This is a genomic window from Pseudoalteromonas rubra (assembly GCF_000238295.3).
GTDB lineage: Bacteria > Pseudomonadota > Gammaproteobacteria > Enterobacterales > Alteromonadaceae > Pseudoalteromonas > Pseudoalteromonas rubra.
Genome location: NZ_AHCD03000020.1, coordinates 173,281 through 195,084 on the forward strand (window position 1 = coordinate 173,281; position 21,804 = coordinate 195,084).

Annotated in this window: 19 protein-coding genes and 1 riboswitch; of the genes, 10 read left to right on the forward strand and 9 right to left on the reverse strand. The window is 49.5% G+C overall.

What is annotated here, in order from left to right:
- The first annotated feature begins 28 nt into the window (after positions 1–28).
- The 6 genes from argC to PRUB_RS00915 all read left to right on the forward strand — a co-directional run bounded on the left by argC (position 29) and on the right by PRUB_RS00915 (position 6,656).
- On the forward strand, positions 29–1,039 hold the full coding sequence (gene argC / locus PRUB_RS00890) for an N-acetyl-gamma-glutamyl-phosphate reductase (protein ID WP_010383343.1): 1,011 nt from the start codon (positions 29–31) through the stop codon (positions 1,037–1,039).
- Between the two features lie 3 nt (positions 1,040–1,042).
- The gene (gene argB / locus PRUB_RS00895; RefSeq protein WP_010383341.1) at positions 1,043–1,825 is read left to right on the forward strand and encodes an acetylglutamate kinase; all 783 of its coding nucleotides are present in this window, start codon (positions 1,043–1,045) and stop codon (positions 1,823–1,825) included.
- Between the two features lie 8 nt (positions 1,826–1,833).
- On the forward strand, positions 1,834–2,754 hold the full coding sequence (locus tag PRUB_RS00900) for an ornithine carbamoyltransferase (RefSeq protein WP_010383340.1): 921 nt from the start codon (positions 1,834–1,836) through the stop codon (positions 2,752–2,754).
- A gap of 31 nt (positions 2,755–2,785) precedes the next feature.
- A complete protein-coding gene (locus tag PRUB_RS00905; RefSeq protein ID WP_010383339.1) occupies positions 2,786–4,000 on the forward strand; it encodes an argininosuccinate synthase in 1,215 nt (404 codons plus the stop codon).
- Positions 4,001–4,024: 24 nt separating this feature from the next.
- Entirely contained in the window at positions 4,025–5,890 is a 1,866-nt protein-coding gene (argH, locus tag PRUB_RS00910; protein ID WP_010383338.1) for an argininosuccinate lyase, read from the forward strand.
- A 247-nt stretch (positions 5,891–6,137) separates the two neighbouring features.
- Positions 6,138–6,656 carry a hypothetical protein gene (locus PRUB_RS00915; RefSeq protein WP_052026417.1) on the forward strand — a complete coding sequence of 173 codons (519 nt, stop codon included), beginning with the start codon at positions 6,138–6,140 and terminating at the stop codon, positions 6,654–6,656.
- Between the two features lie 49 nt (positions 6,657–6,705).
- Here the strand turns inward: PRUB_RS00915 and PRUB_RS00920 are convergent, their stop codons facing one another.
- Entirely contained in the window at positions 6,706–8,070 is a 1,365-nt protein-coding gene (locus PRUB_RS00920) for a capsule assembly Wzi family protein (RefSeq protein ID WP_010383336.1), read from the reverse strand.
- A complete protein-coding gene (coaD, locus tag PRUB_RS00925) occupies positions 8,067–8,549 on the reverse strand; it encodes a pantetheine-phosphate adenylyltransferase (RefSeq protein WP_010383335.1) in 483 nt (160 codons plus the stop codon). The genes PRUB_RS00920 and coaD overlap by 4 nt, the downstream gene beginning before the upstream one ends.
- A gap of 176 nt (positions 8,550–8,725) precedes the next feature.
- On the opposite strand from coaD, the gene PRUB_RS00930 reads away from it, so the two are divergent.
- Together PRUB_RS00930 and thiI are read left to right on the forward strand one after the other, a co-directional pair.
- Positions 8,726–9,382, forward strand: a complete 657-nt coding sequence (locus PRUB_RS00930; protein ID WP_010383334.1) for a TetR/AcrR family transcriptional regulator — start codon at positions 8,726–8,728, stop codon at positions 9,380–9,382.
- Between the two features lie 125 nt (positions 9,383–9,507).
- The gene (thiI, locus tag PRUB_RS00935) at positions 9,508–10,965 is read left to right on the forward strand and encodes a tRNA uracil 4-sulfurtransferase ThiI (protein WP_010383332.1); all 1,458 of its coding nucleotides are present in this window, start codon (positions 9,508–9,510) and stop codon (positions 10,963–10,965) included.
- Between the two features lie 51 nt (positions 10,966–11,016).
- On the opposite strand, the gene PRUB_RS00940 is transcribed toward thiI, so the two are convergent.
- The 7 genes from PRUB_RS00940 to PRUB_RS00970 all read right to left on the reverse strand — a co-directional run bounded on the left by PRUB_RS00940 (position 11,017) and on the right by PRUB_RS00970 (position 18,946).
- Positions 11,017–12,030, reverse strand: coding sequence for a twin-arginine translocation signal domain-containing protein (locus PRUB_RS00940; RefSeq protein ID WP_010383330.1), 1,014 nt, complete (start codon positions 12,028–12,030; stop codon positions 11,017–11,019).
- A gap of 3 nt (positions 12,031–12,033) precedes the next feature.
- Entirely contained in the window at positions 12,034–12,966 is a 933-nt protein-coding gene (locus tag PRUB_RS00945) for a hypothetical protein (protein WP_010383326.1), read from the reverse strand.
- A 70-nt stretch (positions 12,967–13,036) separates the two neighbouring features.
- The gene (locus PRUB_RS00950) at positions 13,037–14,731 is read right to left on the reverse strand and encodes a thiamine pyrophosphate-binding protein (protein WP_010383325.1); all 1,695 of its coding nucleotides are present in this window, start codon (positions 14,729–14,731) and stop codon (positions 13,037–13,039) included.
- Between the two features lie 17 nt (positions 14,732–14,748).
- A complete protein-coding gene (locus tag PRUB_RS00955) occupies positions 14,749–16,242 on the reverse strand; it encodes a flavin monoamine oxidase family protein (RefSeq protein WP_010383324.1) in 1,494 nt (497 codons plus the stop codon).
- Between the two features lie 24 nt (positions 16,243–16,266).
- Complete coding sequence (locus tag PRUB_RS00960) at positions 16,267–17,097, reverse strand: alpha/beta hydrolase (protein WP_010383323.1); 831 nt, start codon at positions 17,095–17,097, stop codon at positions 16,267–16,269.
- A 588-nt stretch (positions 17,098–17,685) separates the two neighbouring features.
- Positions 17,686–18,600 carry a ketopantoate reductase family protein gene (locus tag PRUB_RS00965; protein WP_010383322.1) on the reverse strand — a complete coding sequence of 305 codons (915 nt, stop codon included), beginning with the start codon at positions 18,598–18,600 and terminating at the stop codon, positions 17,686–17,688.
- Positions 18,593–18,946 (reverse strand): VanZ family protein, encoded by a 354-nt coding sequence (locus PRUB_RS00970; protein WP_010383321.1) that lies wholly within the window; start codon positions 18,944–18,946, stop codon positions 18,593–18,595. Before PRUB_RS00970 ends, PRUB_RS00965 begins: the two co-directional genes overlap by 8 nt.
- A gap of 169 nt (positions 18,947–19,115) precedes the next feature.
- Between PRUB_RS00970 and PRUB_RS00975 the strand changes: the two genes are divergently transcribed.
- The gene (locus PRUB_RS00975; protein WP_010383320.1) at positions 19,116–19,598 is read left to right on the forward strand and encodes a YajQ family cyclic di-GMP-binding protein; all 483 of its coding nucleotides are present in this window, start codon (positions 19,116–19,118) and stop codon (positions 19,596–19,598) included.
- A 105-nt stretch (positions 19,599–19,703) separates the two neighbouring features.
- Positions 19,704–19,885, forward strand: a riboswitch (cobalamin riboswitch).
- 38 nt (positions 19,886–19,923) lie between these two features.
- Positions 19,924–21,795: a TonB-dependent receptor domain-containing protein gene (locus PRUB_RS00980; RefSeq protein WP_010383319.1), complete on the forward strand. Its 1,872-nt coding sequence runs from the start codon at positions 19,924–19,926 to the stop codon at positions 21,793–21,795.
- Positions 21,796–21,804 lie beyond the last annotated feature (9 nt).

Genomic DNA, 21,804 nt, shown 5'->3' on the forward strand with positions numbered 1-21,804 from the left:
TGTGTTTACTAATTTATAAGAGTTATCGATGTTTAACGTAGCAATTGTTGGCGCCAGCGGATATAGCGGCGCAGAGTTGGCCAGTTTGGTGGCCCGTCATCCGGGTTTGCACCTCAGCGGCTGTTATGTGTCCGCACAGAGTTTAGATAAAGGGAAGTATCTGAGTGAGTTATACCCTGAGCACACAGGTTTACTTGATGTCTCCCTGCTCCCTTTGACGGATGAGACGTTTGCAGACATAGCCGACAGTGATGTCGACTATGTCTGCCTTTGTACCGATCACAAGGTAAGCGTTGAGCTTGCCCAGACTTTTCTTGCCATGGGTAAAAAGGTCTTCGACCTGTCCGGGGCTTACCGACTCAAAAATAGCGCAGACTACGAACAATATTATGGCTTTAGCCATCCGTATTCGCAGTGGCTGGACAAAGCACAGTATGGCCTGGTGGAATGGTACGGCGACGCAGTGAGTGAGGCACAGCTGGTGGCGGTGCCTGGTTGTTATCCTACCGCTGCATTAAATGCGCTGAAACCTCTTAAACAGGCCGATTTACTGAGCGATGACACCATTATTATTAATGCGGTCTCAGGCGTCACGGGTGCCGGGCGTAAAGCCAGCCTCACAACGCATTTTTGTGAAGTTTCTCTGGCGCCTTATGGGTTGTTCAATCACAGACATACGCCTGAAATTGAGCGCTATCTTGCGCATCCCGTGTTGTTTACACCACACCTGGGAAATTTCCCCCGTGGGATCCTCGAAACCATTTATGTCTCGCTCAAGCCGGGTGTATCTGACCATCAGGTGGCTCAGGCTTATCAGGTGCTGGCAGATGAGCCGCTGATCCGGCTTAAAGGTGCTGCCCTGCCTTCTATCAAAGGCGTGGCCAACCGGGCTTTTGTTGATATTGGCTGGCAGCAACAGGGCCAACAACTGATTGTCACAGTGGCCATTGATAATTTATTGAAAGGTGCGGCAGGACAGGCGCTGCAATGTATGAATCTGGCCAGTCAGTATCCGCATGAACAAGGGTTGATGGGGTAATTCATGACAGATAAAAGAACCTGGGTGATCAAACTCGGTGGTGCCGTGCTGAATTCCGAGCACGCCGCGCATGATTTATTTATCGCGCTGAAATCACTGGCTCAGCAAGGTGGCACAGATAACTTTGTAGTGGTTCATGGTGGTGGAGCATTAGTCGACAGCTGGCTCAGCGATGCCGGGTTTGCGACCGCTAAACATCAGGGGTTGCGGATCAGCCCCAAAGCGCAGATGCCATACATAGTCGGTGCACTTGCTGGGTGCGCAAACAAACAGTTGATGGCCCAGGCAATCACAGCGGGCCTGATGCCGGTTGGGATCAGTTTATACGAAGCCGGCCTGCTGACTACACAGAAACTCAAGGCGTTGGGGCAGGTTGGCACCTGTGAAGCAGCGCACGAAAGCCTGATCCCTGAGCTGCTGGCTGGCGGTAGAATTCCCTTAGTCAGTTCGATTGGCATTGGCGCAGACGGTGCGCTGTTTAATGTCAATGCGGATGAAGCAGCCGCAGCACTGGCACATCAGCTCGGTGGTGAGCTGATATTTATGACGGATGTTGAAGCTGTGCTGGACGGCGCAGGTCAGCCATTAGCGCAACTTAACAGTGACCAGATAGAACAACTGATAGCACAGAAGGTGATTGTGGGCGGGATGGAGGTCAAAGTTAAGACCAGTCTTCACGCTGCCCGACATTTACGACGTGGGGTGTATATCTCAAGCTGGCAGAAGCCAGATAACCTGCTTGCCCTGATTGAGGGGCAGCACGTCGGAACCCATATTCTACCTTAGGAAACCTTATGTCGAGTCACTTTATTACTGGTCTGGAGTTGGATAAAAGCCAGATCCTAAAACTGCTTGCGCTTGCAAGTGACATCAAACAACAGCCGCAGGAATTTGCCCACGCACTGGCGGGTAAATCCGTGGTCACTTTATTTGAAAAGCCCAGCCTCAGAACCCGTTTGTCATTTGATATTGGGATCAACAAACTCGGAGGACACGCCGTTTATCTCGATCAGCAAAACGGTGCCATGGGCAGCCGTGAGTCTGTGCAGGATTTTGCATTGAATATCGCCACCTGGGCAGATGCACTGGTCGCTCGTGTTTCGTCTCACCACACTTTAGAGGTGCTGGCTGAATACTCTGATATCCCGGTGGTGAACAGTCTCTGTGATTTGTATCACCCTTGCCAGGCTCTGGCTGACTTTTTGACGTTACAGGAGGTGTTTGGCGATGTCAGCCAGATCAAGCTGGCCTACTTGGGTGAAGGCAATAATGTTTGCCAGTCATTATTATTGCTGGCCGCGACTCTGGGGGCCGATTTTGTTGCGGTTTGTCCCAAAGGACATTCTCCTGATGCCCAGATTGTTAAGCAGGCAGAGCAAATTGCGGCGGTAAACGGGGCATCGGTGCTGATCAGCGATCGTATCGAAGCAGCGGCAGGTGCCAATGTGTTGTACACAGATACCTGGGTGTCTATGGGGAGTGATACCTCACTGGAACAGGCGAAAGCGACCTTTATGCCGTATCAGCTCAATCAAACATTACTCGAACAGACCGGGGCCAGCACGGTACTGCATTGTCAGCCTGCTCACCGTGGCTATGAGATCACGTCAGAGGTGATGGACGGGCCTAAAGCACGGATCCTGCAACAGGCAGAAAACCGTATGCACGCACAAAATGCCCTGTTACTCGCGCTCATGAACAAACAGATCGTCTGAGCCAATCGATTTAAGTATTAAGGTAAATATTATGAAAAACATTAAAAAAGTAGTGCTGGCTTATTCCGGTGGTCTGGATACTTCAGCGATTGTGCCTTGGTTGAAAGAAAACTATGGCTGTGAAGTAGTCGCGTTTGTGGCCGATGTGGGCCAGGGGGATGAGGAGCTTCAGGGCGTTGAAGAGAAAGCGCTGGCATCAGGCGCCAGCGAATGTCACATCGTTGATCTGAAAGCTGAACTGGTCAGCGAGTATATTTATCCTACTTTGCAAAGTGGTGCGGTGTACGAAGGCACCTATTTGCTGGGTACTTCTATGGCTCGTCCTATTATTGCTAAGGCACAGGTAGAGATTGCCCGCAAAGTGGGCGCGGATGCGCTGTCTCACGGCTGCACGGGCAAGGGCAATGATCAGGTGCGGTTTGAATCCTGTTTTGCTGCATTGGCACCGGATCTGGCAGTGATCGCGCCTTGGCGTGAGTGGTCTTTGTCTAGCCGTGAGTCTTTGCTGGATTATCTGGCTGAACGCAACATACCGTGCGCTGCTTCTGCAACTAAGATTTATAGCCGTGATGCCAATGCCTGGCATATTTCTCATGAGGGCGGCGAACTGGAAGATCCCTGGAATCAACCGAGCGATCAGGTCTGGACCTGGACGGCCTCGCCTGAGCAGGCCCCTAATGAAGCTGAGCTGGTGAGTGTGCAAATCGAGTCTGGGCAGGTGGTGGCGGTCAATGGTCAAGCCCTTACTCCCTATCACTGTTTGCTCACGCTCAATGAAATTGCCGCTAAACATGGCGTAGGGCGAATTGATATTGTCGAAAACCGCCTGGTGGGCATGAAGTCACGTGGTTGTTATGAAACGCCCGGAGGCACTGTGATGGTGGCTGCATTACAGGCCATTGATGAGCTGGTGTTGGACAAAGCGAGCCGAAAATGGAAAGAAACGGTCGCCAATGAGTTTGCTCATCTGGTGTATGACGGTCGCTGGTTTACGCCATTGAAAGATTCTTTGCTGGCTGCGGCGCAGTCTCTGGCTCAGGTCGCAACGGGTGAAGTAGTACTGAAACTCTACAAAGGGCAGGTCAGTGCAGTGCAAAAACGTTCTGTGAACAGCTTATACAGTGAGGACTTTGCGACCTTTGGAGAAGATGATGTTTATGATCAGTCTCATGCCGAAGGCTTTATTCGCCTGTTCTCTTTGTCCAGCCGTATTGCGGCACTGAACAAACACAAGTCGGTCAAGTAAAGGTAATCAGAGGAGTAAAGTAACATGGCATTGTGGGGTGGACGCTTTTCGTCTGGGCCGGATGAGGCCTTCAAACAATTTAATGATTCCTTGCCGTTCGATTATCAGCTGGCGGAGCAAGATATTGTTGGCTCGATTGCCTGGGCAGGGGCACTCAAACAGGTTCAGGTCCTGACAGGCGATGAGCATGCCCAACTGGTTGCGGCGTTGCAGACGTTACTCGAGGAAGCCAGTGCTGATCCGCATGCTATTGCTACAGCCGGGTATGAGGACATTCATTCTTATGTTGAGGCGCGGCTGATTGAAAAAGTCGGCGATCTGGGTAAAAAGTTGCACACGGGCCGTAGTCGTAATGATCAGGTGGCCACCGATTTTCGCTTATGGTGCCGTGACAGTGGTTACAAAATCCTGGACGCACTGACGATGTTAAAAACGGCTTTCGTTGCATTGGCAGAGCGTGAGCTGGGTACTATTTTACCTGGTTATACCCACTTGCAGCGGGCACAACCTGTGCTGTTCAGTCACTGGTGCATGGCCTATGTGGAAATGCTGGAGCGCGATACGTCGCGCCTGCAAGATGCCATAACACGGTTGAATGAATGTCCACTTGGCAGCGGGGCGCTGGCAGGCACAGCCTATGCCATCGACAGAGAACGACTGGCTGCTGAGTTGGAGTTCAACTGTGCCACCCGCAATAGCTTAGATGCCGTGTCAGACAGGGACTTTGTCCTGGAGCTGTTGAGTTGTGCCTCGATCTCTATGCTGCACCTGTCACGTCTGGCCGAGGATATGATTTTTTATAATTCCGGCGAGGCGGGCTTTATTGACCTCGGTGACAATGTGACATCCGGCTCCTCGTTAATGCCGCAGAAGAAAAACCCTGATGCGTTAGAGCTTATCCGGGGCAAAACGGGGCGTGTGTTCGGGGCCTTCAGCGCTATGATGATGACGTTGAAAGCCTTGCCACTGGCTTATAACAAGGATATGCAGGAAGACAAAGAAGGGGTGTTTGACGCCATGCCAACCTGGCTGGCGGCACTGCATATGGCGCAGTCTTGTATTGAAAGTGTGAAAGTGAACGCTGATAAAACCAAACAGGCGGCACAGGGAGGACATGCTAATGCCACAGAGCTGGCCGACTATCTGGTTGCGAAAGGGATCCCGTTCCGCGAAGGTCATCATATCGTGGGGCAACTGGTCCAGCTGGCGCTGAGTGAACAAAAAAACCTTGAAGATCTTAGTCTGGCACAATTTCAGTCTGTGTGTACGCACATTGAGCAGGATGTATATCCGGTATTGCAACTCGATGCCTGTATTGCAGCGCGCAGCGCGAAAGGGGGGACGTCAGTCACTCAGGTTTCTGCGGCTATCAGCTCAGCGAAAAAAAAACAGCAAATCACGGTACGTGATGCCTCTTTGAATGATGTAGAGGCCATCGCGGGGTTGATCCAGTACTGGGCTAAAGTAGGCGAAAACCTGCCTCGTGCCAAAAGCGATATGATCCACAGTATCAATGAATTTGCTGTGACTGAAGTCGATGGCAAGGTCACCGGCTGCGCATCGCTTTATATTTACGATACGGGGTTGGCTGAGATCCGCTCCCTGGGCGTCGATCCGACGATCCCTGTGAAAGGCCAGGGGCAGCTGCTTGTATCGCACCTGCTGGCCAAAGCCAAACGCCTGGCGTTAAAGCGGGTGATTGTACTGACCCGGGTGCCAGGTTTTTTTGACAAGCAAGGATTCAGTGGATGTAATAAAGACAGCCTGCCCGAAAAAGTCATGAAAGACTGTGAACTGTGCTTGCGCAAAAACAACTGCGATGAAGTCGCCATGGAATACATGTTACAGGCTGCGGAACCTGCACGCATACCTTGTCAGTTTGTGGCCTGAGTACACGGTTACTGCTTCAGTGAAAGTGCCCTGTTGGGCACTTTTGTCATTTCTGGGTCTGTGTTAGTCATGACGCGCAAAGTCTTCGCACGGGGCTGGTCAAAGTGTGGCGGTGTTTGCTAGAGTAACGTCACACAATAAGAGTTTGAAATACATAACGAAGTCTTATACCAATTTCACTTAATTAAGCAAATTGATATTGAATGACTTGGTCTATGTTCGAACAAACCACAACACAGCGATATTTATGATATTTGATTATTTTGGCCTAAGTACCGGTGCCATGGTGCTTTGGGGTTTTTATATGGCTTTTTTGCTCAGTGCCGGGCTGGCAATACTGGGTATCAACATAAACAAGCAAGTTCTGTCTGCCTCTTTGATCCTGTCACTGTCCTACAGTCTGAGTGACCTTTTTATGTCTATCGACATGGTTGCCAGTGATTTTATCTACTGGGCGAGTTATGACGTCCTGACCGTGGTGGCTCTGTTTATTGCCCGCTACAGGTGGTTCAGACATGCACCGCTGCAACCTGCTTTCTTCTATTGCGTGCTGGCGCTCAGCATCAATGCCGCGATGTTTTTCATGATGTACGTGGACTCCTATCTGCTGGGTACCAGGGACCCCTGGTTGTTGTGGTACATCTATTCCTGGACAGTGATCAGTGCAGACTTTGTGATGGTGGGCGCTCTGATAACGAATCGTGATTTTTTAGCCCTGTATCGATTGTTTTATCCGCAACCATATACGGTGCAAAAGGCAGTATGATCCATCTGGGTAGAGTGGGTGCCGCCCGAACAGTTCGGGCGGTAAAAGTTTAGAATCGATACTCCCAGCTGACGGATGCTGATGTTTCGTTGTGCGAACCTGTGGCACCTTTATCACGCCAGTGCGCCAGATCCAGTTTTAGCAAGCCGTTAAACAGACCTTGCTGATAGCCAACCTGGAGCAAATCCCGGTCGATATTGAGGGTGTCAAATTCTAGCCGTTTTATCTTGGCATATCCGCCGTAACCGCCCATACCGTAGTAGTTTGCACCTAAGCTAATGGAGGTTGCCTGTGGGCCCATATGTGCTCCCAGCCAGCGATCGCGTTCACGGTAATCAGCCCCTTCGCCTGCCGTTGCAAAGTGACACTGAAAACTGGCTTGCTGTGCCTGACAATCCGTTTCGGTATCACTGTATTCAAGGTAAGATTTTATGCGATAGTCCGATGTACCCCAAAAGGTTTCAGCTCCCAAGGTGAAAGCGCCATTATCGGGTAACGCGCCCTGATCATTGTCGCCACTCACTTCACCATAAAAAGCAACGGGCATGCCCGCGATGCGAGCGGCGTATTTGACATCAATGCTGCTCAGGCGCTGTTGATCCTGAGTTTCATCCAGTGGGTCTGTTCGGTATACGAAATCACTGGCTGTGGTGGCATAGGAGACTTCCAGCCCCGGTAAGGGAAAAGCTGACACTCTGATCCCCCAAAAATCTTTTTCGTTGTCGACAGCCAACTGCGGACGTTGTTTTGCCGCGATAGCGGTGATCTGCCAGGGACCGATAAAAGATAAAAAGCTTGGGCCGCTGTAATTGGTATTAGCACGGCTGATGCGGAGTGCTTTCATCGGTGCCGCGTTGTTAGAGAGTAACAAGGCGTTTTCATTGCCAGGGCCCCACCAATAATCAAGTCGCTCAGCGCTAAACGCCCAGTCACCCAGCAGCACTGCCAGGTGGCTGCCATGATGATTGACATGTTTACCGTCTTGCGGGTTGTCGGCGTAGTTAACTTGTACCCGGGCACTGACATTACTGCCTGTGATCTGACCATAACTGCTAATCCCGCTACGAGATCGGGTTTGCTGACCAAATCCTGCCGGCATTGTTTGCTCATCACCGTAGTGTGTGACTAGGCCCGAGCGGGTGTCTTGCTTTGCCTGTTCCAGAGCATGCTTTACGTGTTGCAGCGCAAACTGCGCGTCTTCGGGTAACTGATTTGGGTCGGCTTTGGCCAGATCGTCTACCAGGCCATTCCACATCAAGGGGTATTGGTTAACCGGACGTTGAATAACGCCAGTGCTGACGAGCAGGTCAATCGAGTGTTTAAGGTGGCTTTGCCCGGCATCAATCCAGGGGGAAGAGAATGCAGACGCTGAGGCAAGTGCCAGGCCGCTTAACATAAAACAGGAAGGCTTCATCCGTGTAACTTTTCCTCTAGAGCTTGAGCCACCAATGGGCTGACAAATTCACTGACATCACCATGATGCAAAGCCACTTCTTTGACCAAAGTGGAAGAGATAAAAGAGTTTTTCTCAGAGGGCGTCAGAAACACACTTTCCAATTCAGGAAACAAACGACGGTTCATGTTTGCCAGCTGAAACTCATAATCAAAATCAGAAACCGCTCTGATCCCGCGGATAAGTACATTGGCTTGTTGCTGACGGGCAAGGTCGACTAACAGCCCGGTAAAGCCAATGACTTTAACGTTGTCATGCTCCGCAAGTACCTCTTTTGCTAGAGCAACACGTTCATCCAACGTAAAACAGGGTTTTTTGTTTGGGTTATGTGCAATGGCTAAAATGACAGTGTCGAACATTTTGGCCGCGCGTTTGATTAAATCGGCGTGTCCGTTGGTTAGCGGATCAAAGGTGCCCGGATATAAAGCGGTTACTTGCATGTCTGGATCATAAAAGTTCAAATTCGCTCTATATTATCAAGCTTACGGCACAATATCACTGGTCTGATTTCAAAATGAAAATTTAATGTTATTCCTATTTAGTGCTATTTTCACTGGGCGTTATAACCGAAAGGTCAATATCGCTTCATTAATTACGTGTTATCAGAGAACCGAATATGAATACCAAGGAAAAAATTATTCGTACTAGTATCGCCTTGTTTAATTTACATGGCGAGCGAACAATCACCACCAACCACATCGCTTCTAATATGGGGATCAGTCCTGGTAATTTGTATTACCACTTTAAAAATAAAGAAGACATTATTCGTAATATTTTTGCGCTGTATAGTGAGCACCTGAGTACCCACTTTAAGCCATTGGCAGCCCATGATGAGCCTGTTGAGCAGTTAACTCAGTACCTTGACTCGCTGTTTGAGTTAATGTGGCGCTACCATTTCTTCTACGATAACCTCAATGATATTTTGGTGCGCGACGATGTCCTTAAAAAAGACTATATTGCGTTTCAGGCGCGATTGTTTGAGCAGGTAAAAGCGGTCGTGATTGGTCTGCGAGAGGCCGAAGTCATCGCGATCAGTAATGAAGATGCCAATGAGCTGGCTCACATGTTGAAAATGGTGGTGAGCTTTTGGACGCCCTATGTTAAAGCGCGCAGAATGACCGGAGTGCTGGAGCAGCAGGATATTTATAATGGTATTGTAAAGGTCCTGATGTTGTTTAAACCCTACGCGACCTCACTGAGCCGGGACAAAATTCAACACTTGCAGCAGCATTATCAGACAATGGCGGATGCATCTTTACCCAGCATAGCCTGACTCCACAGACCAGAAAAGCTGGTTATCCTCTGTATATTTCCTAGTCTTTAATAAGTCTGCTATAATCGCGCGCCCGTTGTCGGCGCGCCAATTGCGCATTCATGTCCAAACCAAGAGTGACTTCTATGTTTAAATTTATCGTCAAATTGCACCCCGAAATCGTGATCAAAAGTAAATCGGTTCGCAAACGCTTTACTATGGTACTCGAACGAAACATCAAACTGGTGCTGAGCCGCTTTGACGAAAAAGTGACGGTAAAAAATAACTGGGACAACATCACCGTGGTCACGCACAGCGAAGATCCTAAGATCCGCAAAGCGTTTATCAGTGGTTTGGGCCGTATTCCAGGCATAGTGCAGTTTCTTGAAGTGCAGGAAACCACTTTTGAAACGCTGGACGACATTTATCAAACCGCACTGCCTTTGGTGGGCCCGCAAATCGAAAATAAGACGTTTTGCGTTCGGGTGAAACGCCAGGGGGATCACGACTTTACCTCCAGTGATGTAGAAAGATATGTCGGTGGTGGTCTGAACCAGAATGTGCAGGGTGCACGGGTGCAACTGCGCAAGCCTGAGGTCACGGTTAAAATCGAAGTAAAAGGCGATCGCGCTTATATTGTTACAACCAAACATTTAGGCATGGGTGGTTTCCCACTGCCAACACAAGAAGATGTATTGTCCCTGATGTCAGGTGGCTTTGACTCGGGTGTGGCCAGTTACCAGATGATCCGTAAAGGGGCGAGAACTCATTTCCTGTTCTTTAATCTGGGTGGTGCGGCGCATGAGATTGGTGTAAAGCAGGTGAGTCACTACTTGTGGAAGCAATACAGCTCAACGCACAAGGTGCGCTTCATCACAGTGGACTTTGAGCCGGTGGTGGCCGAGATCCTGGAGAACATCGAAAGCAGCCAGATGGGCGTCGTGCTCAAACGTATGATGATGCGAGCCGGTTCAGCTGTCGCTGAACGTTTTGGTATTCAGGCACTGGTAACCGGTGAGTGTATTGGTCAGGTGTCGAGTCAAACGCTGGCAAACCTGAACGTAATTGATCGTGTCACCGAAACGCTGATCTTACGTCCTCTGATCCAATATGATAAAGAAGAGATTATTCGTATTGCGCGCCAGATTGGTACTTGCGAAATGGCGGAGTCAATGCCTGAGTACTGTGGTGTGATCTCGAAAAAGCCGACGGTTAAAGCCAAGCTTGAAAAAATCGAAGCTGAAGAAAGTAAGTTCGACTTTGAGGTGCTGGATACCGTAGTGGAAAATGCCATCGTGAAAGACATCCGCGAGATTGAGGCAGAGGCTAAAGAAGAGGTTAAAGAAGCGGAAAATGTCAGCGAGCTGCCTGCGGGTGCCGTGGTGGTTGATATTCGTTCCCCGGAAGAGGAAGACGCGGATCCGCTTGAACTGGAGGGGATTGAAGTGATCCACCTGCCATTTTTCCGCCTGGCGACAAAGTTTGGCGATTTACCACAGGATAAAGATTACTACCTTTATTGTAACAAAGGCGTGATGAGCCAGTTGCAGGCCCTGATCCTGCACGAAAATGGCTTTGCCAACGTCAGAGTATACCGCCCATAAGGGTTACTCCCACAGCTGTGGCTGAGTAAGTGTGCTCAGCCACACCATATTTTATCCCAGCGTTATTTTTTTCAACGCCACACCGGAACGGCTCAGAGCTGATTCAACCAGCCGGATAGTTAAAGGATCACGGCTGCTGCCTTGTTGCATCCAGACTAGTGACTGGGCAGTACGCGCTGTGACCTGTGTCTCATCGTGTAGCGCACTGAGGTAATGGCGCGCGAACACTGCCTGACTGGTCATATCATTAGAGATATTCAGGATCCCCGGATGGACACATTTTTCCTCGCACTGTGCAGTATCTGTGGTTGTGATAAATCGCGTTGCGTTGTTCGCCACTAGCCTGACTTTGGCAAACACTGCGCGGTTTAGCACGGAGATTTTGGTGACATCATCCAGTTGCCCGGCGTAATGGGCCAGTCCATCGGCAGCCAACAGGGTTTGTGCAATGGCATGCTCAGGTATGACAGGCTGACCATGTTGATCGGTCAGTTGGCCCAGATACACAATATGATCGGCATGTTTTGCGCTGCGCAAGACGTGTAGATCAGGCAAAGCCTGTGGGAGCGTCAATGTCTCCCAGTGCGTATTACCCAGGGTATTAACAAAATGCTCTGGTTTAAATGCCTTGCCCAGTGCTTTACTTGCTGAGACCATCAGTGACGAGGTCGGTTGGAGGTCGTGTTCACTGCGATAAGCAATGGTGATTTGCTGCGCCTTCACCCCTTGTGCCAGCAGGTGCTTCAGGCTTGCATGCAGGAGTTTACTGTCGACGCTGTAAGGAAATGGTTTATCCGACACGACGCCCAGGACTATCAAAACCTGATGTCCTGTTCGGATCGGCAAATCCAGCGTGTCTGCCAATGCCATGTATTGATCTTGCATATGTGCTTGTTCTTGCAAGCCGGCATTTTTCAGTGTGGCCGTGGCGACGACGCCCTGATGCACATCAATGGTGTTTTGCCAGGCAAAAGTTGGCGCGCTGGTTGCCAGCGCGCCCAGTCCCAGTCCGGTCCCTTTTAAAAAGGAACGCCTGGACACAGTGGTGTGTTGCTGATTTTTCATAGATTAAGAAACCTTTTGATAGAGAGCCAGGTATTCAGGAAGCGCCTGGTGCGAGTTCAGCGTATGCATGTCGGCCAGTTTGAACCCATATTGCGCCATTTCCCGGTGCCATGTTGTCGCAGATAATAGTCGTGCCCGCTGCGCCGCAGCTTGCTGCCAGGGTTGCCCTTCAAACAGATTGGTCCAGTCATTCAGCACTGCCGCAAAGTGTTGTTGCACCGGTTTTTGTACGTCATAGAGGCGCATGGCAAGGTGACCGCCGGAAGTCATTTGCCGACTTACCCCTGACATCATCCGGGTAAACATCTCCTGGCTGTAACAGTGTGGGCCGTCATAAATGGCTGCCAGTTGCAAATGGGTGTCTTTGCTTAGCACCAGTGCATGTTGAGTTACTTCAGTGGTCGTAGCGATACTAATCACATCTGAACGCGCGATGGGGCTGTAATTTGCGGGCATAGTCCGGGTCACGGTTAATTTAGTGCCGCTCACCTGTGGCAACTGAGCAATGGGATCAAAGCTGCTGTTGGGTAAGCCAAAACTAATGTAGCCATTTACCGGTGCTGCTGTGATGAGATCCTGTAGTGACTCAATACACTGGGTTTGACGATCCTGATAGCGATGCATGTTGATCAGGCTCAGGTTCATTGAGTCCTGCGTCACCAGTTCATTAAGGCGCGTATAGATGGCGTGCTCACTGTCTAATTGCGCGATACATTGGATCGCCTGTGTATGGATCTCGGCATCCTGATAAAGGTGTAATTGCTGAGCCAGAATGGGCAGCAATTCAGTCAGCCGGTTTTTGTCCAGGTAGAGTGCATGATAGCTATTCTCCTGATTCAACAAAGCCCTGACTAACGGAGAGGCTGCAACCTGACAACCAGTCAGTCCTGCAAGTGCGAAACTGCTTTTTAAAAACGTACGCCGCGACAATGTCATCCTTATACCCTTGTGCTGAAGAGGCGTAAGCGCCTCTTGAAACGATTAAACGAATAAATATCTGATTGGTTTAGATACCTAAGAAAGCACGGTTCTCGGCCGGGAGGTCTTTCATTGGGATCTGTGCTGCAATGACGCAGGGTTGGTCCGGGCGAGCATGCGCGTGACGCAGTGCTCCCAGCAGATCATCATAACTGGTGACTCTGAGACCGATCCCGCCATTGTAAACATGTGGCATGTTTTCGTACTTCCAGCCGTTGAGCATCACGTAGTCCAGCGGTGCTTTGTTCGGCTCAGTAAAGAAAGTGCCGTCGATCAGGAACTGCTCAATGGCATACGAACCGTTGTCGATGATCACTATGATGCCAGGTATCTGATTCTGGACGAATGACGAGAAGGCTTGCGACACCATTTGGAAGCCGCCATCACCTGTCACTATCAGTGGCCGTTTGCCAGTTGCAAAGTAAGCACCGATTGCGGCGGGTGTGCCCTGACCGATTGACAACCAAATGGGGTTTGACAGGAAGCATTGGGTATCCAGTAGCGGAATATCTGCTCCGGGGAAACTGGCCAGACAGGTGTCCAGGCTGATGTAATAAGGATCGGGTTGCTCTGTCAGGAAGTCACCAATCGCAGCAAAGATCCCATCGTGACCGAGCGTGCCATTATAAGGGTCATCGCCCAGTTTGGATTGCCATTGCGCACGACGATCCTGATACGTTTGCCCAGCGACGGTAGGGATTTGGCGATCTGTGCGAGTCAATTCAGGCAGCTGGTTCAGTGACTCTAAAGAGGCGCCCAGTGACAGTTTTGGCAACACCTCGGTCCCTATCATGGCTTTGTTGAATGCAACACGAAGCAGCTTGTCGCCCAGTGAGGTGACCATGTAGCGATGATCAATGCCGAATAAACATCCGAGTGCAATGACGCAATCTGACGATTCAACGCCCTGGGTTACAGTAGAAGGTGCCAGATCGCTATCATACACGCCGCAGAACAGCGGATGAGACTCACTGACCAGGGATTTGGACAGTAAAGTGGTATAAAACGGCAAGTTTTGTGCTTCAACAAATCGCATGGCCTCATCGATCAGGCCAAAACGCACCAGCTCTGCCCCTAACAGGACGACCGGGTTGCTTGCCTGAGCAAGTTTGTCGGCAACGGCTTGTGTGAATGGCCGTGCACCTCGCTTAAAGCGCTTCGGACTGTAAGCCAGATTAGGAGAAAAATGACCAATCGGCTGTTTCCAGAGATCCTGTGGGATTTCGATGTAAACCGGACCTGAGCGTTCAATGGCCATGATCAACAAACGATCGATGCGGTCTGCTGCGCCTTCCAGAGTGCGGATTTCCGCTGCGCCCAGAGTCAGCTTGCGAAACACTTTCAGGTCGGTTTTGCCAAATCCGGTTGAATGGGAGAAGAGGACGTCATATTCAGCTTCCAGACGCAGATCCTTGTCTGTCGGGCCGCCATTGATCACGGCCAGTGGTACGCGTTCAGTGAGGGCACTGGCAATACCGTTTGCCATACTGAGCGTACCAACACCATATGCGACTGATACCGCACCGATTGCCCCTTGTCTGCCGTAACCATCAGCAGCATAGCCGGCTTCCAGCTCGTTGACTGTATTAACAAACTGCATATCCGGGTCGGCTACCAGACTATCAATAAAGTCTGAGCATGAGGTGCCGGGCACCCCAAATACGTGGTAACAACCAAGTTGCTTTAGTCTGAGCGTAATAAACTCAGCAACAGTGTAAGACATGTTCTTTCCTTATTTAATTATGCTTTCTGACTTATGTACTGGACGGCTTCCAGCGCCGATACCAGGGCACCCTGGATCCATGAGTGATAAAGGGAGCAATGTTCCCCGGCGAAACATAAGCGCTGTTCAGGCTCACTCATCAGTGCGTAATAATCCTGATGATCTCTGGGGTTAAAAAAGGCGTAAGCGCCTGCTGAATGGGTGTGGTTCGTCCAGCTCCAGCGCAGCACACTCAAAATATCGTCGCGTTCGATATAGGGGTGTACTTTTTTCAACTCAGTGAAAATAAATTCTTTAAGCTCGAAGTTGTTCAGAGTGTCTACCCGACGCGCATGTTGGCCCCAGGTGTAAGATGCCAGTAAATAACTCGGAGAGCGTGATACCTGTGGGTCTTTGCGTTGCGCGTTGTCTGCCGGGAACCAGGTATGGCCCAGGCCCACATCATAGATGGTGCTGCCGCCATAAATGCCTTCGTTGAGTTCCCAGAAACGGTTTTTCGTTCGGATCAGCACTTTGGTCGCCGAGTCATAATTGACCTGTGCAAATGCCCGGGACTTGAGCGGGTTGATGGACTGATTAAAGTCTACTTTGCCGAGTACACCAAAGGGCAATGTACAAATGGCAAAGTCTGAACGCAGTGTGTGTTTAGAGCGATCTCTGAGTTGGTAAGTGACAGCAACGCCACTGGCCTGGTTGTCTATGGCGATTACCCGCGCACCCGCTTTAAACTGCACGCCATGCTGGATCTTTTCGAACAGCTTGCGAGGCAGTAAGTCGGTGCCCCCAATGACTTCGTCGAAGCCATCAAACCAGACGCGCTCCAGCTCTTCCCTGAGGTGCTCAGAAAAGGACGTTTGCATCAGTGTGGATACGCCATAAATGGCGCTGACATATTCCAGTGCATCGAGGCTTAAGCCGGCTGCAACGAACGCGTCTTTTAATGACATGTCATCCAGTGCTTTGAGCCTTTCGCTATCTAACGTTCTGTTATAAAGCGCCTTTTTTTCATCACTACTGAGTGAATTGAGGACCTCAGTGACCGCGATTTCCCACATGTTGTCAGCAGACATTTTTTGCTCTGCCGGACTGAGGGCAAAATGCTGTTTTAACTGCTCGAACCCAGCTTCACTACGGGGGACTTTTTGACCTCGGATCATGGCAAAGGTCTTGTCATTTTCCTGAACGAAATGGCGCATTTTCAGTCCCATTTCACGGATGTAATGACGAGTCAGGTGATGCTCAGTCGGGATCCGCATTGCGCCCAGCTCCGCGTATAACTTGTCAGACTCTCGCAGTGTTCTGACACGTCCGCCAATGTGACTGGGGTCGGCTTCTAACAGAGTGACTTTTGCCCCCAGTCTGAGCAGCTCATAGGCCGCGCTGAGGCCTGCGACACCGGCACCAATGATGGTCACAGTCGGTTGCGAGGCAAGGCTGTTGTCTTGCAATGCCCGCACGCTATTGTGCACAACCATTGGATCGGGAATATTGTTTGAAATACCTTTTTGCATACTTTTCAATCCTTGTTTGCGTGTTTAAAGTTGCAAGGCCTGAGTGATGACTTCAGCCAGTTCAAGTGGTTTGGTGAGCATCGGCAAATGGCCGGAATCCAGGCTATAGGTCTGCGTAATACCGATGGATTCAGCAATTTTCTTTTGCGAGGACAGGGAAATAATTTTGTCCTGAGTGGCAAAAACATAGGCTTTGTTAATGGGGACCAGCGTGCTTTTGCTCAGCATCACTTTGCCATCTCCGGTGATGGCTGGCTCATCGACTGAGTTGTCCAGTACAAATTGTTGCTGGGTTTTGCTGTGCGTTTCAGTGAACGCAGATAAATAGGCTGACTTGTCGGAAATCTTCATCCAGCCATCTTCATACGTGATACCGGAAAAATATTGGTCTTCGTCCTGTTTGCTTAGCAAGGCAAAAGGCTTTGCGCCTTCTATCGGTGCAACGGCGCTGACGTAGACGATGTCGCTGATATTGACATCACTGCATAGCGTGATGGCTTTGTGGACCACGGCACCGCCTTGGCTATGTGCAACCAGTGCCAGTGGCTGGGGATACGACCGTAAATCTGTGCACAAACTTTGAGCTGCATGATCTAAGGTGATGGATTTAGGATCTATGGTGGTTTTGCGCCCGGGTAAGTCAACGACATAGTTGTTGATCCCCTGTTTTGTCAGTTGAGATTGTACTGTTGACCAGGCGGTTCCTTTCGAATGCGCACCATGAATAAATATGACTGATTTTTTTAGAGCGTCTGTCTCTTGAGCAAGAGATTGCACAGGTGCTTGTTGAGAAATGCTATTACAGCCACTCAAAATAATAGCACTGCACAGCGGCAACCAAACCTTTGAGTTCATATTAAATCCTTCTTGAGTAAAGTAAAGGCTGTTGAAATCGCGGGCATGGTAGCAAAAAAATTTCCCAATATTAAGTACGGTTTATACTGTGTTTTCTTGTTGTTTACATTTTATAAACCTTTGAATTGCGCATTCTGTTTCGAATGCTGATTGAATGGGTGAATAAATAGTGTGTTTTTTCGGGTGATTATTCAGGTTGGGGCAGGCGTTTTAGAATAGACTTTTGTCTAATCGATAAGAAAAAATATTTCATGTTTACCGTGTCCATAGCTTGGCCAGATACTAAATTAGTCTCCATTATCGAACCATTTACATGCTTTTTATTCACACGCATCATTTGACACTGAATAATTCATGCATGGTGTGTAGCGTGACAAATGTGTCATTTTATCGCTTAACGTGCGCTGTCAGCCTGGGTGTGCATAAAGTGACAGCGCATCATGACAGACGATTGTTGTAAAAACTGCAGAAAATCTAAATAAAAATCATTCTCTAAAAATTTTAATTTTATGCGTCTGGGGGGCTTTTTGGGCGCTCCGGTGACTTTTTACAGAATAAAGTTGTGAAAATTGCGCACTGTAGAAGCACTTAATACGAATTATTGATGGGGTATAGTGACTGTACCTGCTTGAGCAGGCGAGCATTGTGCGGGGCTGTGATCCCTAATTGTTTTGCCAGCTCGGTGACATAGCCACACATAGCATCAATTTCCGTGCGTCTGTGGTTACTGACATCCTGAGCCATCGAAGAAAAGTTGTCTGCGGTTAGTGTCATGACCTGATAAGCGCGGGCCAGCTCTTCGCTGAGTTTCAGCGGTACACCAATGCGATTGGCAACAGTGCAGGCTTCGTTTAGCACAGACAATATCTGACTGGCGTAGCAAGGTGCACGCAGACGTCCATTTTTGAGTCCGGTAAGGGCGCTGAGTGGATTGATGGCCAAGTTGACACATAGCTTTTGCCATCGCAACAGCTGAATATCATAGGCCAGCTCTGCATCTTGTATTGCAGGTTCAACAAGATCTTTAAACACCCTTTGCGCGCGCTTTTGTGCCACTGGATTACAGGGCCCAAACAGGCTTTTGCCAGGGCCGGTATATTCAACGGTGGTGCTGTCAGGTTTCCACCCACCCATACTGGTAGAAAGAAAAAACAATCCCTGCCGGGCGTCAAGTATATCGGTGATAGGCGTCAGCGCCTGGATCCCGTTGTGGCTCAAAATGACATTGGCATCCTGGGTAAGGTGAGGTGTCAGTGACACGAAGGCGTCAGTAAGCTGATAGGATTTAACCGGAATAATACACAGTGAAACAGGCGTTTGTTGTAGCGCCAGAGCTTGCCAGGTCACGCATTTAACGGCCAGTTGCTGGCGCTGTAGATGTGTTTGGAAAAATACCGCCTCAGTGGGCGTTCGGGTGATCAGGGTAACCTGGTGGGTGTTTGCCAGTTTTTCGGCAAGTAACAGACCAACAGCCCCCTTGCCGACAATAAACAGCTCAGCCATAGGATTTGCCTGTTTTGCGACAATAAATCCAATAGCCGACAAAGTAGCTGACAGCGCCCGCAAGATCGGCAATAAAATCTCCCCAGGAGGCTTGGCGATAGGGGAGTGAGTCCTGCATCCACTCAATGCCTGCACCGTAGAGCGTTAGCAGCACGAGATGAAACCAGATCTTAAAGCGAAACGCATGGTGAGAGAAAAACGCCAGTATGAAAAACACCCCAAAGTGGGCGACTTTATCGGCGTGTTCAAATCTAACAATTTGATTGGTTTGGATCTCTTTGGCAAACAAAAAAGTGCACACAGCTAAAGAGAGTAATAACAGGCATTGATAAAGTCGACGCGCCACAAATACTTCCAAATCATTAGGGTTGAAAAATCCAGTATATCATTGAAATCTGAAAATGGGATGAAGCTGGGCAATTCCGTTCCGAATTATCAAACGCGTGTTCAGAGGGTAGTCGCGCCGTGGCCCTTGGGTTGCTATAATCCGGAAAAACATTATCCAGGAGCTAGATATGCCTTCTTTTGACATTGTGTCTGAAATTGATATGACTGAGGCGAGAAACACCGTTGATAACGCCGATCGTGAACTGAGCACGCGTTTTGATTTTCGTGGTGTGGAAGCCTCATTTGAGCTGAACGACGAAGTGATCACGCTGAAAAGTGAGTCTGAACAGCAGGTGATGCAATTGTTCGATATGCTGGTTGGGAAAGCCGCAAAACGTGGTCTGGACGTTGCCAGTTTTGAGCTTAAAAATGTCGAAAAGTCGGGTAAGTACGTGTCACGTAAAGTGATGCTGAAGCAAGGCATCGACAAAGATATGGCAAAGAAAGTGGTCAAGGCCATCAAAGACTCGAAGATTAAGGTGCAGGCTTCAATTCAGGGCGAAACGGTACGTGTAACTGGTAAAAAGCGTGATGATTTGCAAGAAACCATGCAGTTGATCCGCGGTGCCGAGCTTGGTCAGCCTTTCCAGTTTAAAAACTTCCGGGATTAATCACGTAAGTTGAACCCTTCTTGTGTTTAGCATGCTAAAGAACAATAAACGTGTTTAGCATGCTAGACGTCCGTTGCTTTTTATCCTCAGATCTCCGACAATAGCGCCAATTTTTCAGGGTGTCAGATCAGGAGCCTGGAGCCTCTTAAAGATCTGAATAATCGGGAAGCTGGTGCATGCCACAGGAACAGGCATTAGTCCGGCACTGCCCCCGCAACGGTGAACTTATCGTAACTAAGAGGTTGTGATAAGTAAGTCCGGAAACCGGCCCTGAAGCACACTCAATAGTTGTAATTCACGCGGTGGGCGTGGATCAGGGGAACCCATGTTTAAAAAATCTACTTTAACCACGGCCATGCTGGCCGTGCTGCCTTTCTCTGTGTTGTCTGCGCAAGACATTGAACATATCACGATTACAGCGAACAAGTTTGAACAAGCCAGTGTGGATACATTGACCTCTGTGGCGGTGGTTGAGCGTGCTGAAATTGAGCGTGCTAATGTGCGTGATGTGCCCACCTTGCTTAACAATTTAGCAGGCATTGATGTGGTGCGCAGCGGTGGTTATGGCCAGAAGACCAGTGTCTTCGTACGTGGTGCTGCTACTAAATATACCTTAGTGTTGGTGGATGGTGTGCGGATCAGTGACGCCAACTCGGGTGATGTGTCTTTTACGAATATTCCGGTAAACAGCATTGAGCGCATTGAAGTACTCAAAGGCGCACGTGCGGCCATTTATGGCTCTGACGCAGTCGCCGGGGTGATCAACATCATTACCCGTGAACAGAAGGGCCATCAACTGGCACTGACTTCGGGCAGCCGTAACTATGGCGGCGCTCAGTTGGCTGGCCAATTTGAGGCAGATAAGCTGACAGTGCATTATCACTTTGGTTATGAGAGCACAGATGGTTATGACGTGACAGCCAAAGATCCCGCAGCACCGCGCTCTAAAGAGCATGACAGTGATGCCTATGACAACACCAACATGGGCTTTAAACTGGGTTACGACCTGGCGCAATACGGCCAACTTGCACTCTATGCACAGCACAGTGAGGGAGAAGCGGATTACGACTCATCATTTGGCAATGATGCCTACAAGTTTGATAATTACACCACTAAGCTGGCGTGGCAGAAGCAATCGGACGTATTGACCCAGGAAGCATCTATCAGTCTGGCCCAGGAAGAAAATACCCAGTTCCTGTCGGTTGTACCAGAGGGCACACAACCTCCCCCTAATGATGTTTACAGCACCAAGCGGGATGAAATTGAATACCGCATTCGCTACAAAATGGCGCCATCTGTTCAGTTGATGGGCGGTGTGAGTCGCCTGAATGAGGACTTATCTTCATCAAGCGCGCAATTCTCGATTGCAGAGCGTGATAATACCGCTGTGTTTGCGGCTGCTTTTTACGATGACAAGCGCTGGTTACTGAATGCTGTCGTGCGCAGTGATGACTATGAACATCACGGACGTGCGAATACGTATACGGCTGATGTTGGCTTCAGAGCATCCGATATCGTCACCTTTAGGGTAAATCATGGCACTGCATTTCGTGCTCCCAGTCTGACCAATGCGTTTGTCAAAGACAGCCCTTGGTATCTGCCTAATATCGAAATTAAGCCGGAAGAAGGTACCTACAATGAGTTAGGGATGACAGTGGATACGGCCTCGGTACGCTATGATGTGGCCATCTTCGATAACCGCATTGATAACCTGATCAGCAATGAGTTTGACGCGCAAACAAACAAGTACATTCCTGCCAATGTGGGCCGTGCACACATGAAAGGAATTGAGCTAAGTGCACAGTTTTCAGCGCTGGGCCTGGAGCATGCAGCCAATCTGACTTTGCTGAATGCCAGAGACAAAGAAAAGCGCGAAGACTTGCCTCGTCGTCCTGGCAAAGCGTTTAACTATGTCCTGTCTAAGCAGTGGGATAAGCTGGATGTGAGACTGGCGATGCAATATCGTGATAAGCGTCCGTCGATCAGCTACTTTGATACCGATCTGCCGTCTTACACTGTCTTTAATCTCAGTGCCAATTATCAATTGCTTGAGCCCGTTGCACTGACTCTGAGACTGGAAAACCTGACTGATAAGGAATACTTCACCTCAGTGGCCAGTAAAACAGCCGACGGTACCTTGTTGCCTTATGAGCCGCCGGGCAGACAGATTTACGTGGGCACCCGGATCACCTTCTAATATAGAAGG

What these genes read in the sequence shown, in the direction of transcription:
- PRUB_RS00900 (WP_010383340.1), top strand. Translation starts at nt 1,834, where the DNA reads ATGTCGAGTCACTTTATTACTGGTCTGGAGTTGGATAAAAGCCAGATC.
- PRUB_RS00955 (WP_010383324.1), bottom strand. Translation starts at nt 16,242, where the DNA reads ATGCAAAAAGGTATTTCAAACAATATTCCCGATCCAATGGTTGTGCAC.
- PRUB_RS00975 (WP_010383320.1), top strand. Translation starts at nt 19,116, where the DNA reads ATGCCTTCTTTTGACATTGTGTCTGAAATTGATATGACTGAGGCGAGA.
- PRUB_RS00945 (WP_010383326.1), bottom strand. Translation starts at nt 12,966, where the DNA reads ATGACATTGTCGCGGCGTACGTTTTTAAAAAGCAGTTTCGCACTTGCA.
- PRUB_RS00960 (WP_010383323.1), bottom strand. Translation starts at nt 17,097, where the DNA reads ATGAACTCAAAGGTTTGGTTGCCGCTGTGCAGTGCTATTATTTTGAGT.
- PRUB_RS00905 (WP_010383339.1), top strand. Translation starts at nt 2,786, where the DNA reads ATGAAAAACATTAAAAAAGTAGTGCTGGCTTATTCCGGTGGTCTGGAT.
- PRUB_RS00965 (WP_010383322.1), bottom strand. Translation starts at nt 18,600, where the DNA reads ATGGCTGAGCTGTTTATTGTCGGCAAGGGGGCTGTTGGTCTGTTACTT.
- PRUB_RS00915 (WP_052026417.1), top strand. Translation starts at nt 6,138, where the DNA reads ATGATATTTGATTATTTTGGCCTAAGTACCGGTGCCATGGTGCTTTGG.
- PRUB_RS00980 (WP_010383319.1), top strand. Translation starts at nt 19,924, where the DNA reads ATGTTTAAAAAATCTACTTTAACCACGGCCATGCTGGCCGTGCTGCCT.
- thiI (WP_010383332.1), top strand. Translation starts at nt 9,508, where the DNA reads ATGTTTAAATTTATCGTCAAATTGCACCCCGAAATCGTGATCAAAAGT.
- PRUB_RS00930 (WP_010383334.1), top strand. Translation starts at nt 8,726, where the DNA reads ATGAATACCAAGGAAAAAATTATTCGTACTAGTATCGCCTTGTTTAAT.
- argH (WP_010383338.1), top strand. Translation starts at nt 4,025, where the DNA reads ATGGCATTGTGGGGTGGACGCTTTTCGTCTGGGCCGGATGAGGCCTTC.
- PRUB_RS00940 (WP_010383330.1), bottom strand. Translation starts at nt 12,030, where the DNA reads ATGAAAAATCAGCAACACACCACTGTGTCCAGGCGTTCCTTTTTAAAA.
- PRUB_RS00920 (WP_010383336.1), bottom strand. Translation starts at nt 8,070, where the DNA reads ATGAAGCCTTCCTGTTTTATGTTAAGCGGCCTGGCACTTGCCTCAGCG.
- coaD (WP_010383335.1), bottom strand. Translation starts at nt 8,549, where the DNA reads ATGCAAGTAACCGCTTTATATCCGGGCACCTTTGATCCGCTAACCAAC.
- argC (WP_010383343.1), top strand. Translation starts at nt 29, where the DNA reads ATGTTTAACGTAGCAATTGTTGGCGCCAGCGGATATAGCGGCGCAGAG.
- argB (WP_010383341.1), top strand. Translation starts at nt 1,043, where the DNA reads ATGACAGATAAAAGAACCTGGGTGATCAAACTCGGTGGTGCCGTGCTG.
- PRUB_RS00950 (WP_010383325.1), bottom strand. Translation starts at nt 14,731, where the DNA reads ATGTCTTACACTGTTGCTGAGTTTATTACGCTCAGACTAAAGCAACTT.